This window comes from Pseudonocardia ailaonensis, assembly GCF_039531635.1.
GTDB classification, from domain to species: domain Bacteria; phylum Actinomycetota; class Actinomycetes; order Mycobacteriales; family Pseudonocardiaceae; genus Pseudonocardia; species Pseudonocardia ailaonensis.
Genome location: NZ_BAAAQK010000002.1, coordinates 7104 through 22350, shown reverse-complemented (window position 1 = coordinate 22350; position 15247 = coordinate 7104). Strand labels below are relative to the sequence as shown.

Here is a 15247-nt window from a genome sequence, read left to right as displayed (position 1 = left end):
TCCGGGCTGCGTGCGGTGAACGGGCCGCTCGTTCAGTAGGTGTGAACGAGTGAGCCGTTCGCTCATCAGGTCAGACCGCGCGCTTGCGGCCCTTCCGGGCCTGCCGGCGCAGCTGGACGATCCGGGCGGTACCCGGGATCGCGACCAGCAGCACACCGGCGATCGCGGCCAGCAGCAGCGCCACGCCCGTCGGGAGCGTGCCGGAGCCGCCCAGGAAGTAGATCTGGACGGCGCCCATGTTCTGCAGGATGAAGATCAGCAGGAACAGCAGCACCAGGGCCGAGAAGATCAGCCCCACCCACACCCCGCTGATCCGGCTGTGCGGCGCCGGCGCGGGCCGCTTCGGCGACGTGTGCGGCGGCGGGGTGGTGGTCGGGGGGTCCTGCGGCAACGCCACCGTGGCCCCCGGGTCGGCCGGGTCCCCGGGACCGGTCGCCGGCCCGTCCGTGCGGACCTGCTCCTCGCTCATCACCGGCACCCTTCTCGCGCTCGCACGCTGGTCGCGCGACGTGCGCGAAGTATCGCGCAGAGTGCCCCGGTCCGCCCGGATCCCGCTGTCACCCGTCCCGGGCGTGATCAGCGCGGCTTCCCCGCTCCGTCGGCACCCGAACTCCCGGCGCCCCCCGTCGACATCCGCACTCCGCGCTCGGTGACCCCTGGAGCAGGCGCTCGGACCCAGCGCCCCGACTCAGCGCCCGGGCCGCCGCATCGGCAGGTGGGCCACACCGTCCCAGTCGTACGCCGGGCCGGTGGCCTCGAAGCCGTAGCCGCGGTAGAAGTCGCCGAGGTGCTCCTGCGCGTCGAGCACACAGGTGCCGTCCCCGACCTCGGCGAGCGCCGCCTCCATGAGCTGACGGCCCAGGCCCCGGCCCCGCACCGTCTTCACCGTGCACAGCCGCCCGACCCGGTACCCGCCGTCCGGCTCCTTGAGCAGGCGCACCGTGCCGAGCACCGCGCCCTCGTCGCCGTGCGCGGTGAGCCAGTAGTGCCGGGCCCGGTCCTCGAGGTCCCGGCCGTCGAGCTCGCCGTACGGGCACGCCTGCTCCACCACGAAGACGTCGACGCGCAGTCGCAGCAGCTCGTACAGCGTGGGGGCATCGAGGTCGAGGGCCCACGCTCGGCGCAGCGTGGCCGCGGTCGTCTCCGTCATCACACAGGACTACCAGACATCACTGCACGGGGACGAGCCGTCGCCGATTAACCTCGACGCCGTGCCCCATCACGATCTCGTCGTCATCGGAACCGGCTCCGGCAACACCTTCGTCGACGAGCGGTACGCCGGTCTCGACGTCGCGTTCGTCGAGCACGGGGTCTTCGGCGGCACCTGCCTGAACGTCGGCTGCATCCCGACCAAGATGTACGTCTACGCCGCGGACGTGGCCGAGGCCGTGCGCCGGGCGGCCACCTACGGCATCGACGCGAGCCTCGACAAGGTCCGCTGGGCGGACATCCGGGACCGCGTCTTCGGGCGTATCGACCCCATCGCCGAGGGCGGCAAGGAGTACCGCGTCGAGCGCAGCCCGAACGTCACCGTCTACTTCGGGCACGCGGCCTTCACCGGCCCGCGGGCGCTGCGCGTCGAGCGCACGGACGGATCGGGCGCGGACGAGCTCACGGCCGACCAGGTCGTCGTCGCTGCCGGTGGGCGGCCGATGATCCCGGCGGCGATCGCGGAGTCGGGGGTGCCGTACGAGACGTCGGACACGATCATGCGGCTGTCGGAGCTGCCGAGGCGCCTCGCGATCGTCGGCGGCGGGTTCATCGCGGCCGAGTTCGCCCACGTCTTCTCCGCGCTCGGCACGCAGGTCACGGTGATCGCCCGGGGCAGCCGGATGCTCCGCTCGCACGACGAGACGATCTCCGCCGCCTACACCGACCTCATCGCCGGCCGGCTCGATCTGCGGACGTCCACGCAGGTCACGGGCGTGAGCGGCACGGCGGGCGACCTGCGCGTGACGCTGGACGACGGCGAGACCATCGAGGTCGACACGCTGCTCGTCGCCGCCGGGCGGGTCCCGAACGGCGACCGGATGAACCTGGGCGCCGCGGGCATCGGCACCCACTCGGACGGCCGCATCGAGGTCGACCAGTACCAGCGCACGTCCGCCGAGGGCGTCTGGGCGCTCGGGGACGTCAGCTCCCCCTGGGCGCTCAAGCACGTCGCGAACCACGAGGCGAAGATCGTCGGGCACAACGTGCTCCACCCCGACGACCTGCGCGAGACCAACCACCGGTACATCCCGTCCGCGGTGTTCACCGATCCGCAGGTCGCGAGCGTCGGGAAGACCGAGGAACAGGTCCGGATGCTGGGCCTGGACTACACGGTCAAGGTCCAGCGCTTCGGCGACGTCGCCTTCGGCTGGGCCATGGAGGACACCACCGGCCTCTGCAAGATCCTCGCCGAGAAGGGCACCGGCCGGCTGCTGGGCGCCCACATCATGGGCCCCCAGGCGTCGACGCTCATCCAACCGCTGATCCAGGCCATGTCCTTCGGCCTGCACGCCCGCGAGATGGCCACCGGCCAGTACTGGATCCACCCGGCCCTGCCGGAGGTGGTGGAGAACGCACTCCTGGGCCTGGACCTGTAGATCCGCTTACCCTGGGGAGGCCGATCCGCTCCGGCCACGGGCGACGAACACCCCGTGTCCGCCCAGACCGACACGTGAGGTACCGAGCATGACGTTGGCCGCCGACCCGCCCGAGGCCACTGCGAGCACCGCAGGCCCGAAGTCCGTCTTCGCCGGGACCCGCGGGACACCGCAGCAGATCGGCGTCTACGTCTTCGTGTTCCTGCCGCTCGCCGCGCTCGTCGCGGCGATCCCGCTGGCGGTGATCTTCGGCTTCCTCGGCTGGTCCGACATCGTCGTCGGTGCGGTGTTCTACCTGGTCGGCTGCCTGGGCATCACGGTCGGCTACCACCGCTACTTCACGCACGGCTCCTTCAAGGCGGCGCGCGGGCTCAAGATCGGGCTGGCGATCGCGGGCAGCCTCGCGATGCAGGGCCCCGTGATCAAGTGGGTGGCCGACCACCGCCGCCACCACGCGTTCTCCGACAAGGAGGGCGACCCGCACTCCCCCTGGCTCTACGGCACCTCCGCCCGGGCGCTCGCGCGCGGGTTCTGGCACTCCCACACCGGCTGGCTGTTCGACCGCGACCTCACCAACGAGGAACGCTTCACCCCCGACCTCCTCGCCGACGACGACCTGCGCCGCGTCGACCGCCTCTTCGGCCTCTGGAGCGCCCTGACCCTGCTCCTGCCGGCGCTTCTGGGCGGGCTCCTCTCCTGGTCGTGGTGGGGCGCCCTGACCGGGCTGTTCTGGGCGGGGCTGGTGCGCGTGGCGCTGCTGCACCACGTCACCTGGTCCATCAACTCGATCTGCCACATGTGGGGCGAGCGCCCCTTCTCCGCCCGCGACCACTCCGCCAACGTCTGGTGGCTGGCCGTGTTCTCCTGCGGCGAGTCCTGGCACAACCTCCACCACGCGGACCCGACCTGCGCCCGCCACGGCGTGCAGAAGGGCCAGATCGACATCTCCGCCGTCACGATCCGGGCCTTCGAGAAGCTGGGCTGGGCCACGGCGGTCCGCTGGCCCACCACCAAGCGCCTGGAACGCCTGGCCAAGGCCCCCTCCTGACCCGTTCATGATCGCCGGGAGTGCGCGGAATCGGCCGGATACGGCCGCCGTTGCGCAGTCTCGGTGATCATGCCGCTCGGTCGAGCGCCGTCCGGATCTCCCTGACGACCCGCTCCGGGGCGCGGTCCAGGTCGTGCCAGGTGAACCGCAGCAGCGTCCAGCCTGCCGTGACCACGGCGTTGCCCTTGCGGCGGTCCGTGCGGAAGCGCTCGACGTCGGTGTGCCAGGCCCAGCTGTCGATCTCCAGCGCCACCCGGGCCTCGGGGAACGCCACGTCGAGCTCGAAGGGGCCGAAGGGCAGGTGCAGCTCCCAGCCGGTGAGACCCGCCGCGCGGAGGATCGTCACGACCTTCCGCTCCGCCCGCGATGCCGCCCGGTCCGCCGCCGCGGCCAGCAGTCGGCCCGCCTCGGCCGAGCCGTGGGCGCCCAGCATCCGCGAGTAGGCCTCGGACACCGCGGCGAACCCGACGTACCGCTGGAGCGCCCGGTCGAGGAAGACCCCGCCGTCGGGCAGGGCCGCCGCCGTCTCCAGCGCGGTCCGCGCCCGCCCGGTCAGCCTGATCCCGGAGACCGTCGCGAGGTCCTCCTCGGGTATCCGGCGACGGCGGATCCGCAGGCCGGCCCGCGGCGACCGGTCGCGCAGCACCGACAGGTCGACGATCTCGGGTGCCGTCGGGAGCATCCCGTGCCACCACGCCGCCGCGGGGCCACTCACCGCCCCGCCGGCCCAGAGCCACGCCGCCCGCACCCGTACCTCGACCGTGTGGCGATGGCCTCCGACCAGGAAGACGCCCGGATGGAGACGGCGCCAGCTCCCCTCCGCGACCCGCCGGCCGACCGTCCGCGGAGCGAGGTCGCACGCGCGCGCCTGGGCGGCCGTCACCACCCCTGCCTGCGCCCGCAGCACCGAGTCGAGATCCACGGCGGGAGCATGTCCGCTCCGCCCCGTTCAGGGACGGAAACCGTGGAGGCCGTTCACCGGTGCGAACTCATGATCGCCGAGAGTGCCGGGATACGGCCACCAGCGGCCGATGTCCGGCACTCCTGGCGATCATGGTCGGGATCAGCTCGCGGCGAGAGGCTCGGGCGGGCCGTCCTGGGCCGGGGCGGCGGGATCGTGGGCCTTCGCCGGCGGCTCCTCGCCTCGCAGGTCCGCGACCAGGCCCGTCACGGCCGTCATGATCGCCTGGGTGGCGGCGTCGAGGTTCGTCCTGGTCCGGGGCTTGCCCTCGAAGGCCGAGAGGTCGACGGGCGGGCCGAGGACCACGCTGACCCGCTTCCGCGGCCACAGCGAGGGCTTGCCGTCCTGGGGCAGGACCTCCTGGGTGCCCCAGTTCGCCATGGGGATGACGGGCACACCGGACTGCAGGGCGATGCGGGCGATGCCGTTCTTCGCCTTCATCGGCCAGAACCGCGGGTCCGAGGTGTAGGTGCCCTCCGGGTAGAAGACCACCACCTCGCCCCGCTCGAGGGCGGCGACGGCACCGCGGAACGCGTCCATGGCCTTCGCCGACTGCCGGTAGACGGGGATGTGCCCGCCCTTGCCGAGTACCGACCTGACCACGGGCACGTCCCACAGCTCGGATTTGGCCAGGTAGCGGGGCATGCGGCCGTGCGAGATGACGAACGCCGTGTCGAAGATCGGGTCCGCGAAGGAGACGTGGTTCGCGGCGATGAGCACCCCGCCGGAGCGGGGCAGCCGCTCCCCGCCCCGCCACCCCAGCTTCGTGAAGACCATCACGAACGGCCAGATCAGCTCGATGGCCAGCCCGAACCAGAATCCGGACGTCCGGCGGCGCCGGCGCAGCGTGAGCAGCACCTTCTGCACGGCCGTGAGGGGACGTGGCAGCTCGGGCACGCGTTCGGTCATGGCTCGATCCTCGCCCACGATCGACGAGCGGACCACGTCGGGGCGGGCGATGATCTCGTGTGACATGCCGAACAGCCCACCATCCGCCGGGGCGGTCGGCATCGGAAGAACTACGGATATCGCCCGAGTACCTGTGAGGTGGACGTGCCCGAGAGCCTCCCCCGGCTCGACCCGGTCGGCAGTGTGCCGGCCGATCCCCGCGCGCTGGTGGTCGTCGCCCATGGCGGGACGTCGAAGTCGCGCGACTCCGGTGAGCGACGCCGGCTGTCGTACTGGCGGATGGTCCCGTTCGCCGCGGCGCTCGCCCGCACGCCGGGCCTGGGCGTGTACATGCTCCGGTACCGGCACCGCGGGTGGAACGGTGCCGCCCGCGACGCCGCCCGGGACGCGCAGTCGATGCTGGCCACCCTCCACGGCGTCCCCGTCGCCCTGGTCGGGCACTCGATGGGCGGCCGGGCGGTGCTGCACGCGGCCGGGGCGCCGGACGTCCGGGCCGTCGCGGCCCTGGCCCCGTGGCTCGACGGCACCGATCCGGTCGAGCAGCTCGCCGGCCGCAGCGTGCTCATCGCCCACGGCGACCGCGAGCGGATGACGGACCCGCGCGAGTCCCTGGCGTACGCGATCCGCGCGCGGGCCGTGACCGACCGGGTCGCGCGCTTCGACGTCCTCGGCGACGGCCACGCCATGCTCCGCCGGGCCGGTGACTGGCACGGCCTCGTCACCCGATTCGTCCTCGGTGAGCTCGGTGTCGAACCGGAGGACCCGGCGATCACGAACGCCATGCGGCAGCCCACCCCGGGCGGCCTCGAGGTACCCCTGGGAGCCAGTCAGTGAGCGAGCGTGCGAGCGAGTCATCGGCGCAGAGCGAGCGTGCGAGCGAGTCGTCGGCGCGGCAGTCCGTCGCCGTGATCGGCAGTGGCGTGGCCGGCCTGACCGCCGCCTACCTGTTGCGCCGCACCCACGACGTCACCCTCCTCGAGGCCGACGACCGGCTCGGCGGTCACGCCCACACCCACGACCTGGCCGGCACCTTCGTCGACTCCGGCTTCATCGTCCACAACGACCGCACCTATCCGAACCTGTTGCGGCTCTTCCGCGAGCTCGGGGTGTCCACTCAGGACTCCGACATGTCGATGAGCGTGCGGTGCGACGGCTGCGGGCTGGAGTACGCGGGGGCGCAGAAGCTCCCCGGTCTGTTCCCCACCGCCGCGAACGCCCGCAGCCCGCGCTACCTGCGGATGCTCGGGGAGGTCGTGCGGTTCCACCGGCACGCTCGCCGCGTGCTGGCCGATCCCCGCGCCGGGGACGTCACCCTCGGCGCGTTCCTGGCGATCGGCGGCTACTCGCAGTACTTCGTGGACCACTTCATGATCCCCGTCGTCTCGTGCGTGTGGTCGGCCGGCGCCGAGCTCAGCCTCGAGTACCCGGCCCGCTACCTGTTCACCTTCCTCGACCACCACGGCCTGCTCGCGGTCGGCGGCTCCCCGCAGTGGCGGACGGTCGTGGGCGGCTCGCGCAGCTACGTCGAGCGGATCGTCAAGGAGATCCCGGTGGTGCGCACCGGTTCCCCGGTCCGCTCCGTGACGCGTGGGGACGGCGTGCGGGTCGACGGGGAGCGGTTCGACCAGGTCGTGATCGCCACCCACCCGGACCAGGCCCTGCGGCTGCTCGCCGACCCGACGGACGCCGAGCGCGCCGCCCTGGGCGCCTTCTCCTACTCCCGCAACGAGACCTGGCTCCACGGGGACACCGCCGTGCTCCCCCGGGCGCAGAAGGCCCGGGCGAGCTGGAACTACCTCAAGTCCACCTGCGCGAGCTCGGACGCCCCGGTGCTGGTCAGCTACGACATGAACCGGCTGCAGCGGATCGACGGCGCACCGTACGTCGTCACCCTCAACGGGGCCGCGCAGGTCGACGACGCCACCGTGATCGCGAAGATGACCTACGAGCACCCGATCTACACTCCCGAGTCCGTTGCCGCGCAGCGGAACCTGCCCGCCCTCAACACGGGGGTGACGGCCTTCGCGGGCGCCTACCACGGCTGGGGCTTCCACGAGGACGGCTGCGCCGCCGGCGTCCGCGCCGCCGAGTCCCTGGGCACGACATGGTGACCCCCGTGAGCGGCGATCGTCGCCGGAGCGACGATCGCCACTCACGACCGGAGCTGTACGAGTCCGTCGTCCGGCACAAGCGGCGCGAGTCGCTCGACTACTCCTTCTCCCACCGCACCTACCTGTGGCTCGTCGACCTCGACCACCTGCCGTCCTACGGGCCGCTGGCGCGCTTCGAGTCCCGCGACCACCTCGGCGACCCCGCGCTCTCCCTCCGCGAGAACGTCGACGCCTACCTCGCCGAGGGGGGCATCGACCTGCGCGGCGGCCGGATCCTCATGCTGGCCAACGCCCGCTGCCTCGGCCACGTCTTCAATCCCCTGTCGGTGTTCTGGTGCCACCGCGACACCGGTGAGCTCGCCTGCGTGATCGCGGAGGTGCACAACACCTACGGCGGCCGGCACCGCTACCTGCTCCCGGCGGAGCGGGCGGACGTCGACAAGGCCTTCTACGTGTCGCCCTTCTTCGCGGTCGACGGCGGATACCACCTGTCCCTGCCGATCCCGGACGACGCACTGAAGCTCGCGATCACGCTGCGCCGCAACGACGCCACCGCTCTCACCGCCACGGTCACCGGCACCCGCCGGACCGCGACCCCACGCGCGCTCGCCCGCCAGGTGCTGCGCCGCCCGTTCGTCACCCACACGACGTCGGCCCTCATCCGCTTCCACGGGATCCGCCTGTGGCGGAAGGGGTTGCCGGTCGTCGCACGCCACTCCCAGGAGGGGGTCCGATGACCATCCAGCAGCCCGTCTCCCGACGACTCGTGCCGCGCCCCAACGAGGGCGAGTGGCCAGGCCTCGCCGCGGTGCCCGGCACCCCGGTGAAGGCCCGCATCGCCGAAGCCCTGTTCCGGCGCGCGGTGCGGAACCTTCCCGTGCGCGTGGAACTGGGGAACGAGGTGCTCGGCCGCGGCGGCCCCGTCATGCGGATCGTGCGCCCCGACGACTTCTTCCGCCGCGTCGGCAACGACTCGAAGATCGGCTTCGGCGAGGCCTACATGGTGGGCGACTGGACCGCGGACGATCTCGCCGGCCTCCTCACCCCGTTCGCCGAGACGCTCTCCACCCTGATCCCCCCTGTCCTGCAACGGCTCGCGCGCCGCTACGTCGAGGCGCGCCAGCCCGCGGAGGAGGCCAACTCGGTCGAGGGCTCGCGGGAGAACATCCACCGCCACTACGACCTGTCCAACGACCTGTTCCGGATCTTCCTCGACGACACCATGTCCTACTCCGCGGCCTGGTTCGCCGAGGGCAGCGACGACCTGGTGGCGGCCCAGGAGCGCAAGATCGACGGCATCCTGGACATGGCCGGAGTGGCTGCGGGACAGCACATCCTCGAGATCGGCACGGGCTGGGGCGGGCTCGCGATCCGTGCCGCGCAGCGCGGGGCACGGGTCACCACGATCACGATCTCCGCCGAGCAGGCCGCCCTCGCCGAGCAGCGGATCGCCGAGGCCGGGCTCACCGACCGCGTGCAGGTGCTGCTGCGGGACTACCGCGAGGCGCAGGGCTCCTACGACGCCATCGTCTCCGTCGAGATGATCGAGGCCGTGGGCGAGAAGTACTGGCCCACCTACTTCGCCACCCTGGACCGGCTGCTCAAGCCGGGCGGGCGGATCGGGCTGCAGTCGATCACCATGCCGGACGACCGGATGCGGGTGGCGCGCAACGACTACACCTGGATCCACAAGTACGTCTTCCCCGGCGGGCTCATCCCCTCCGTGGAGTCCATCGAGCGCAACCTCGCGGACGAGGGCCTCCGGATCGCGGACCGCCGCTCGCTGGGCCAGGACTACGCCCGCACCCTGAACCACTGGAACCGCCGCTTCCAGGAGCGCTGGGCGGACGTCGCCGCCCTGGGCTTCGACGAGACCTTCCGCCGCATGTGGGAGTTCTACCTCGGCTACTGCGAGGCCGGCTTCCGCGTCGGCTACCTCGACGTCTACCAGCTCTCGATCACCCGCTGACCCTGTGAGTGGCGATGGTCGCTCTGGCGACTATCGCCACTCACAGCTGTTGACCTGGAGAAACATGTCTGTCGCTGATCGTCTGGCGTCGCTGCTCGAGGGCGTGCTCGGCGCGCCGCTGCCCGTCCGGATCCGGGCCTGGGACGGGTCCGAGGCCGGGCCCGAGGGGGACGGTCCGGTCGCGATCGTCCGGCACCGGCGGGCGCTGCGGCGCCTGCTCTGGAGCCCCGGCGAGCTGGGGCTCGCGCGGGCGTTCGTGGCGAACGAGCTGGACATCGAGGGCGACCTCGCCGACGGCCTGTCGCGCTTCTGGAAGCTCGGTCGCGAGTCCAGCACGCTGGGCGCGAAGGAGAAGCTCGCCGCGCTCCGGACCGCCGCACGGCTCGGCGCGATCGGGCTGCCCCCGACGCCGCCGGCCTCCGAGGCGAAGCTGTCGGGTGGGCTGCACACCCGGCGCCGGGACCGTCAGGCCATCTCGCACCACTACGACCTCTCCAACGCCTTCTACGAGTTCCTGCTGGACCCGCAGATGGCCTACTCCTGCGGCTACTGGACCCAGGACTCCTCGGAGGACTACGGCCTGGTCGACGCCCAGCGCGACAAGTTGGACCTGATCTGCCGCAAGCTCGACCTGAAGCCCGGCATGCGGCTGCTCGACGTCGGCTGCGGCTGGGCGTCACTGCTCATCCATGCCGCGACGCACTACGGCGTCACCGCGGTCGGCGTGACCCTGAGCGCCGAGCAGCGGGCCCTCGGGATGAAGCGGGTGAAGGAGCTCGGCCTCGAGGATCGCGTCGAGATCCGGCTGCAGGACTACCGGGAGATCCCGGACGAGCCGTTCGACGCCGTCAGCTCCATCGAGATGGGCGAGCACGTCGGGCAGGACAACTACCCCGTCTACGCCGCACAGCTGTTCTCGAAGCTGCGCCCGCACGGCCGCCTGTTGCTGCAGCAGATGTCGCGCGGGGCCTCCGGGCTCAACTCGGCACCGGGCGGCGGGGCGTTCATGGAGTCCTACGTCGCGCCGGACATGTACATGCGCCCGCTCGGCGAGACGCTGATGTTCCTGGAGGCCGCCGGCCTCGAGGTCGTCGACGTGCACTCCCTGCGCGAGCACTACGTCTGGACGGTCCGGCCCTGGCTTTCCACGTTGCAGGACAACAAGGCCGAGGCCATCTCGCTGATCGGCGAGGAGCAGTACCGGATCTGGCTGCTCTACCTCGCCGGTGCGGCGCTGGCGTTCGAGGAGAACCGGATGGGCGTGCACCAGATGCTGCTCGTCCGCCCGGACGCCGAGGGCCGCTCGGGTCTGCCCCGCAGCCGCGCCGCGACCCTGGGGGCGGACCCCGCACTCGACCGGCTGCGCACTCCCGTCGGGCCGACGAGCGAGCCCGCGCCGGTTGCGACACGATGACCCCGTGAGCTACCCCTGGGGCGCCTTCGTCACGAATCTCTGGGTCACGGCCGTCGCCGTCCTGGTGGTGATGCTGGCCGCGCTGGGCGTGGCCTACCTGCGCAAACGGCACGACGGCATCGACGTCGTGTGGGGCAGCGGGTTCGCCGTCATCGCGATCGTCACGCTGCTCCTGGCCCAGGGCGAGGGCGACGCGTGGCGGCAGTGGCTGATCACCGGGCTCACCGTGGTGTGGGGGCTGCGCCTGGCCATCCACATCGGACGGCGCAACCACGGCAAGCCCGAGGACGAGCGCTACGTCACGATCATGAAGGAGGCGCCGGGCAACCCCTGGCTGCACGCCTTCCGCAAGATCTACCTGACGCAGGGCCTCGTCATGTGGTTCGTGTCCCTGCCGGTCCAGCTGGGCCAGTACGGGTTCGCCTCCGGGGTCCTCTCCACCGTGGTCACCGTTCTGGGCGTGCTCGTCTGGGCCGTCGGGATGTTCTTCGAGTCCGTCGGGGACGCGCAGCTGTCGGCGTTCAAGGCGGACCCGGACAACAAGGGCAAGGTCATGGACCGCGGGCTCTGGCGCTACACGCGTCACCCCAACTACTTCGGCGACGCCTGCGTGTGGTGGGGCCTCGCCCTGCTCGCCCTGTTCCACCCGGCCGGGCTGATCGGGCTCGCCAGTGCCGCCGCGATGACCGCCAACCTCGCCAAGGGCACGGGTGCGAAGCTGTTGGAGAGCACCATCGGCGAGCGCCGGCCCGGCTACGTCGAGTACGTCAAGCGCACCAGCGGGTTCGTCCCGCTCCCCCCGAAGAAGGAGGTCGACGCGTGAACGTCGGCGACCAGGTCAGCGACTTCGAGCTCGAGGACGAGACCCGCACCCCGCGCAGGCTCTCCACGCTGCTGGAGAACGGGCCCGTGGTGCTGTTCTTCTACCCGATGGCCAGCTCCGGCGGCTGCACCCAGGAGGCCTGCCACTTCCGGGACCTCGCCGCGGAGTTCGCCGCGGCCGGTGCCCAGACCGTCGGCATCAGCGCGGACAACGTGACCAAGCAGAGCGTGTTCGCCACGAACCACTCGCTGGGCTACCCGCTGCTCTCCGACACCGGGCACAAGGTCGCCAAGGAGATGGGCGCCTACCGGGCCTGGCTGCCGGGCGGGCTGCACACCCGCCGTCGCACCTTCGTGATCGGGCAGGACCGGCGGATCGTCGCCGAGTTCAGCAGCGAGTCGAAGTTCGACGAGCACGCCGACGCCGCCCTCGAGGCCGTGAAGAAGCACGCCGCGGCATGAGGGCCACCATCGCGGACGGGAAGGTGACGGCCTCGGCGGTCGTCGCCGCCCCACCGGCGGAGGTCTTCGCGCTGCTCGCGAACCCGCACCGGCACAACGAGTTCGACGGCTCCGGCTCGGTGCAGAGCACTCTCTCCGGTCCGGACCGGCTCGCGCTGGGCGACACCTTCGGCGTCAGGATGAAGATCGGGCTGCCGTACCGGATCACGAACCACGTCGTGGAGTTCGAGGATGACCGGCGCATCGCCTGGTGCCACTGGGCTCGCGCGATCTGGCGCTACGAGCTGGAGCCCGTGCCCGAGGGGACCCGGGTGACCGAGACCTTCGACTACGGCGTCTCGCGGTTCCCGAAGGGGATCGAGAAGCTGAAGTTCCCGATAGCCAACGCGAAGTCGATCCGGGACACGCTGGGGAGGCTGCAGGAGATCTTCGGGGCTCCTACGGGCGGCTGACGGGGACGACCTCCACGAGCCGCTCCAACCCCTCGAAGTCGCGTGGGTTCGCGGTCACGATCGGTACTCGTGCTACAGCAGCGGTCGCGGCGATCTGGAGATCGAGCCGACGCGGTCGGGGGTTGCGACCGGCCGCCCGCAGCAGGTCGGAGAGCACTCCGTAGAGCTTCGCCTCCTCCACGTTGAAGGGCAGGATCTCGTAGCCCTCGACGAGCCGGCGGAAGCGCGTCACGCGCACCCGCTGCTCGTCCGGGGTGCCTCGGCCGAGGCCGTAGGCGAGCTCCCCGATGCTGATCGCGCTGATGAGGATGACCTCGGCCTCGACCGAGGACAGGTCGAGACCCTCGCCGTCGATGAGGACCGAGGTGTCGAAGAGGACGGGCACGATGCGCTCAGTACTCGAGGTAGGTGTCGCGGAACCATTCGTCGGCCTCGGCCATGTCGCGCTTCCAGGCCTCGGCGTCGATCGGGGGAAGCGTGCGCATGTTCTCCTGGAACTCGCGCACGGTGACCCGCTTGCTGATGTGCGGCACCAGGTCCGCGATGGGCTTGCCGTTGCGCGTGATGACGAAGCTGTGCCCTTCCTCGACCTCACGCATGATCTTCGCGTTGTCGTTGCGCAGCTCGCGCTGGCCGATCGTCCTCATGCGGCCAGGGTACCGGACCTGTCGCGCGAATTGTGCTACACCCGCAACCCCGGCAGCCCGTCCAGGCTCTCCGCGTTGCGCTCCCGGTGGTAGGCCGCCATCACCTCCGGCGACTTCTTCGCGTGCGACAGGTCGAGGACGTCCCGCTCGTCGACGTAGTCCATGCGCGGCACCGAGAAGCCGCAGGAGTCCGAGACGCGGGCGACGTCGACGGTGATCACCGAGCGGGCACCGTGGCGGCGGGTCTCCCCTCCCGGGAACCCGGCCACCGCCTCGTCGAAACCCGGCTCGCCGACGGTCAGCACCCGTCCGGTGCCGTGCAGCCGCACGATGTTCGGCCTGCCGTCGAAGGCGCAGAACATCACGCAGATCCGGCCGTTCTCCTGCAGGTGGGCGACGGTCTCGATGCCGCTGCCCGTCAGGTCCAGGTAGGCGACGGTGTGGGCGTCGACGACCCGGAACGTGCCGCGGGTTCCCTTGGGAGACAGGTTGACCAGGCCGTCCCCGGCGAGCGGCGCGGTGCCGACGAAGAACACCGGCTGCTCCTCCAACCACCGCGCGAGCCGATCCGAGATGCCGTCGTAGACCTTCCCCATGCCCCGATCGTAAGCCGGGCTACCAGCCCTTTCTGCCGATCGAGGCGAGCATCCGGGTCTGGGCGTCCGCGCCGTCGGGCGGAGTCAGCGCGGGGCCGAAGACCTTCCCGGAGCTCCGCGCCTGCGCGGGCATGACCTCGACGAACCGGGCCATGCGGTCGACCTCGTCCGCCGGGATCTCGATGTCCAGGCCGGCGGCCGTCCCGAGGTCCCAGCGGTGGATCACCAGGTCGGAGGTGACGAAGCCGTCGACCGATCCCTCGAACGTCTGGGTGCCGAACATGCCCTCGTAGGTCTCCGCGGCCTTCTCCGGGTCCTCGAGGTCTGCCTGCACGATGGCCCTGACGTGCGCGAACGCGCCCACCGGGTCCGCCGGGCCCGGCTCGGGCCGCCGGCCGACCAGGCCGAGGAACATCCCGTGGACCTCGACGAGGTGCTCCGCGACCTGCCTCGCCGTCCACATCTCGCAGGGCGACTGCGCGGACCAGCGGTCCTCCGGGACGGCGGCGAGGGTCGCGGCGTACGCGTCGGCGTGGCGGGCGTAGCGCTCCGAGATGTCCGTCATGACGCCCATCCTGGTGCCACGGCGGCCCACCGGATTGCAGAAACGCGTCAGTCGCCGCGGATCAGCTCGGCGGGCGTGACCGCGCCACGGCGCAGGGCCTCGTTCGCGAGCGTGAGCCGGCTGCGCTGCCGCGGGTCGATCCCGAACTTGTCGTAGAGGTTGCCCAGGTGCTGCTTCACCGCCCCGTCACTGACCACGAGTGCGGCGGCGATGTCCTTGACGGTGGCGGGCTGGCGGAACATCTCCGAGCCGAACAGCGGCCGGCACAGGGCCCGCACCACGTCCCGCTCCCGCGGGGTCAGCGTCGGTGCGACGATCCCGCTCTCCGTGCGCTCCGACGGCGGGGTGGTCCGGGAACGGAACACGATCCGGGTGCCGCCGAGCCGCACCTCGGTGCCCCCGCGCAGGGCCTGCTCCGTGACGAGCTGGGTGCCGTCGACGTAGGTGCCGTTGCGGCTGCCGAGATCCCGCAGGGTCCAGCCGCCGGCGTAGGACTCCAGGACGGCGTGCAGCGAGGAGATGGTGCCGTCGTGGTCGAGGACGACGTCGTTCGTCGGGGAGCGGCCGAGGGTCACGCGGTGGCCCTGCAGCATCACGAGATCCACGCCCTGCGGGCGATGGACCTCGATGAAGTCGGGCTCCGGCCCCACACCACGCTCCCACCGACGATCCTGCAGGTCGGGCGGATCATCCCATGGGGTGC

The 15247-nt window shown here is 71.6% G+C and carries 19 protein-coding genes; 10 read left to right on the top strand and 9 right to left on the bottom strand.

The features are described 5' to 3' along the window. Positions 1 to 70: 70 nt before the first annotated feature. Together ABD324_RS02275 and ABD324_RS02270 are read right to left on the bottom strand one after the other, a co-directional pair. A complete protein-coding gene (locus ABD324_RS02275) occupies positions 71 to 469 on the bottom strand; it encodes a LapA family protein (RefSeq protein ID WP_344411832.1) in 399 nt (132 codons plus the stop codon). Positions 470 to 688: 219 nt separating this feature from the next. After that, positions 689 to 1150, bottom strand: a complete 462-nt coding sequence (locus tag ABD324_RS02270) for a GNAT family N-acetyltransferase (RefSeq protein ID WP_344411830.1) — start codon at positions 1148 to 1150, stop codon at positions 689 to 691. 61 nt (positions 1151 to 1211) lie between these two features. Here ABD324_RS02270 and ABD324_RS02265 point away from each other — a divergent pair, with 61 nt between their 5' ends. Together ABD324_RS02265 and ABD324_RS02260 are read left to right on the top strand one after the other, a co-directional pair. Further along, positions 1212 to 2588 carry a mycothione reductase gene (locus tag ABD324_RS02265; protein ID WP_344411829.1) on the top strand — a complete coding sequence of 459 codons (1377 nt, stop codon included), beginning with the start codon at positions 1212 to 1214 and terminating at the stop codon, positions 2586 to 2588. Positions 2589 to 2676: 88 nt separating this feature from the next. Then, positions 2677 to 3636 (top strand): acyl-CoA desaturase, encoded by a 960-nt coding sequence (locus ABD324_RS02260; RefSeq protein ID WP_344411828.1) that lies wholly within the window; start codon positions 2677 to 2679, stop codon positions 3634 to 3636. A 67-nt stretch (positions 3637 to 3703) separates the two neighbouring features. Here the strand turns inward: ABD324_RS02260 and ABD324_RS02255 are convergent, their stop codons facing one another. After that, on the bottom strand, positions 3704 to 4558 hold the full coding sequence (locus tag ABD324_RS02255; protein WP_344411827.1) for a type IV toxin-antitoxin system AbiEi family antitoxin domain-containing protein: 855 nt from the start codon (positions 4556 to 4558) through the stop codon (positions 3704 to 3706). 141 nt (positions 4559 to 4699) lie between these two features. After that, the gene (locus tag ABD324_RS02250; protein ID WP_344411826.1) at positions 4700 to 5506 is read right to left on the bottom strand and encodes a lysophospholipid acyltransferase family protein; all 807 of its coding nucleotides are present in this window, start codon (positions 5504 to 5506) and stop codon (positions 4700 to 4702) included. 144 nt (positions 5507 to 5650) lie between these two features. Here ABD324_RS02250 and ABD324_RS02245 point away from each other — a divergent pair, with 144 nt between their 5' ends. The 8 genes from ABD324_RS02245 to ABD324_RS02210 all read left to right on the top strand — a co-directional run bounded on the left by ABD324_RS02245 (position 5651) and on the right by ABD324_RS02210 (position 12736). After that, positions 5651 to 6340 carry an alpha/beta hydrolase gene (locus tag ABD324_RS02245; RefSeq protein WP_344411825.1) on the top strand — a complete coding sequence of 230 codons (690 nt, stop codon included), beginning with the start codon at positions 5651 to 5653 and terminating at the stop codon, positions 6338 to 6340. A gap of 71 nt (positions 6341 to 6411) precedes the next feature. Next, positions 6412 to 7617, top strand: a complete 1206-nt coding sequence (locus tag ABD324_RS02240; protein ID WP_344411978.1) for an NAD(P)/FAD-dependent oxidoreductase — start codon at positions 6412 to 6414, stop codon at positions 7615 to 7617. Continuing rightward, on the top strand, positions 7611 to 8354 hold the full coding sequence (locus tag ABD324_RS02235; RefSeq protein WP_425565709.1) for a DUF1365 domain-containing protein: 744 nt from the start codon (positions 7611 to 7613) through the stop codon (positions 8352 to 8354). Before ABD324_RS02240 ends, ABD324_RS02235 begins: the two co-directional genes overlap by 7 nt. Beyond that, positions 8351 to 9586 (top strand): class I SAM-dependent methyltransferase, encoded by a 1236-nt coding sequence (locus ABD324_RS02230; RefSeq protein ID WP_344411823.1) that lies wholly within the window; start codon positions 8351 to 8353, stop codon positions 9584 to 9586. Before ABD324_RS02235 ends, ABD324_RS02230 begins: the two co-directional genes overlap by 4 nt. A 64-nt stretch (positions 9587 to 9650) precedes the next feature. Further along, on the top strand, positions 9651 to 11000 hold the full coding sequence (locus ABD324_RS02225) for a class I SAM-dependent methyltransferase (protein ID WP_344411822.1): 1350 nt from the start codon (positions 9651 to 9653) through the stop codon (positions 10998 to 11000). A 70-nt stretch (positions 11001 to 11070) separates the two neighbouring features. Next, positions 11071 to 11823 (top strand): DUF1295 domain-containing protein, encoded by a 753-nt coding sequence (locus tag ABD324_RS02220; protein ID WP_425565714.1) that lies wholly within the window; start codon positions 11071 to 11073, stop codon positions 11821 to 11823. Continuing rightward, positions 11820 to 12284: a peroxiredoxin gene (locus ABD324_RS02215; protein ID WP_344411820.1), complete on the top strand. Its 465-nt coding sequence runs from the start codon at positions 11820 to 11822 to the stop codon at positions 12282 to 12284. The genes ABD324_RS02220 and ABD324_RS02215 overlap by 4 nt, the downstream gene beginning before the upstream one ends. Next, positions 12281 to 12736 (top strand): SRPBCC family protein, encoded by a 456-nt coding sequence (locus ABD324_RS02210; protein WP_344411819.1) that lies wholly within the window; start codon positions 12281 to 12283, stop codon positions 12734 to 12736. Before ABD324_RS02215 ends, ABD324_RS02210 begins: the two co-directional genes overlap by 4 nt. Here the strand turns inward: ABD324_RS02210 and ABD324_RS02205 are convergent. Genes ABD324_RS02205 through ABD324_RS02185 form a run of 5 tightly spaced genes read right to left on the bottom strand, consistent with a single transcriptional unit; the run spans position 12723 to position 15137 of the window. Further along, entirely contained in the window at positions 12723 to 13121 is a 399-nt protein-coding gene (locus tag ABD324_RS02205) for a type II toxin-antitoxin system VapC family toxin (RefSeq protein WP_344411818.1), read from the bottom strand. The two genes, ABD324_RS02210 and ABD324_RS02205, sit on opposite strands and share 14 nt — an antisense overlap. Positions 13122 to 13128: 7 nt before the next feature. After that, a complete protein-coding gene (locus tag ABD324_RS02200) occupies positions 13129 to 13383 on the bottom strand; it encodes a type II toxin-antitoxin system Phd/YefM family antitoxin (RefSeq protein ID WP_344411816.1) in 255 nt (84 codons plus the stop codon). A gap of 35 nt (positions 13384 to 13418) precedes the next feature. Continuing rightward, positions 13419 to 13979: a pyridoxamine 5'-phosphate oxidase family protein gene (locus ABD324_RS02195; RefSeq protein ID WP_344411815.1), complete on the bottom strand. Its 561-nt coding sequence runs from the start codon at positions 13977 to 13979 to the stop codon at positions 13419 to 13421. Between the two features lie 19 nt (positions 13980 to 13998). Beyond that, positions 13999 to 14544: a TIGR03086 family metal-binding protein gene (locus ABD324_RS02190; protein WP_344411814.1), complete on the bottom strand. Its 546-nt coding sequence runs from the start codon at positions 14542 to 14544 to the stop codon at positions 13999 to 14001. Positions 14545 to 14591: 47 nt separating this feature from the next. After that, a complete protein-coding gene (locus ABD324_RS02185; protein WP_344411813.1) occupies positions 14592 to 15137 on the bottom strand; it encodes an FHA domain-containing protein in 546 nt (181 codons plus the stop codon). Positions 15138 to 15247 lie beyond the last annotated feature (110 nt).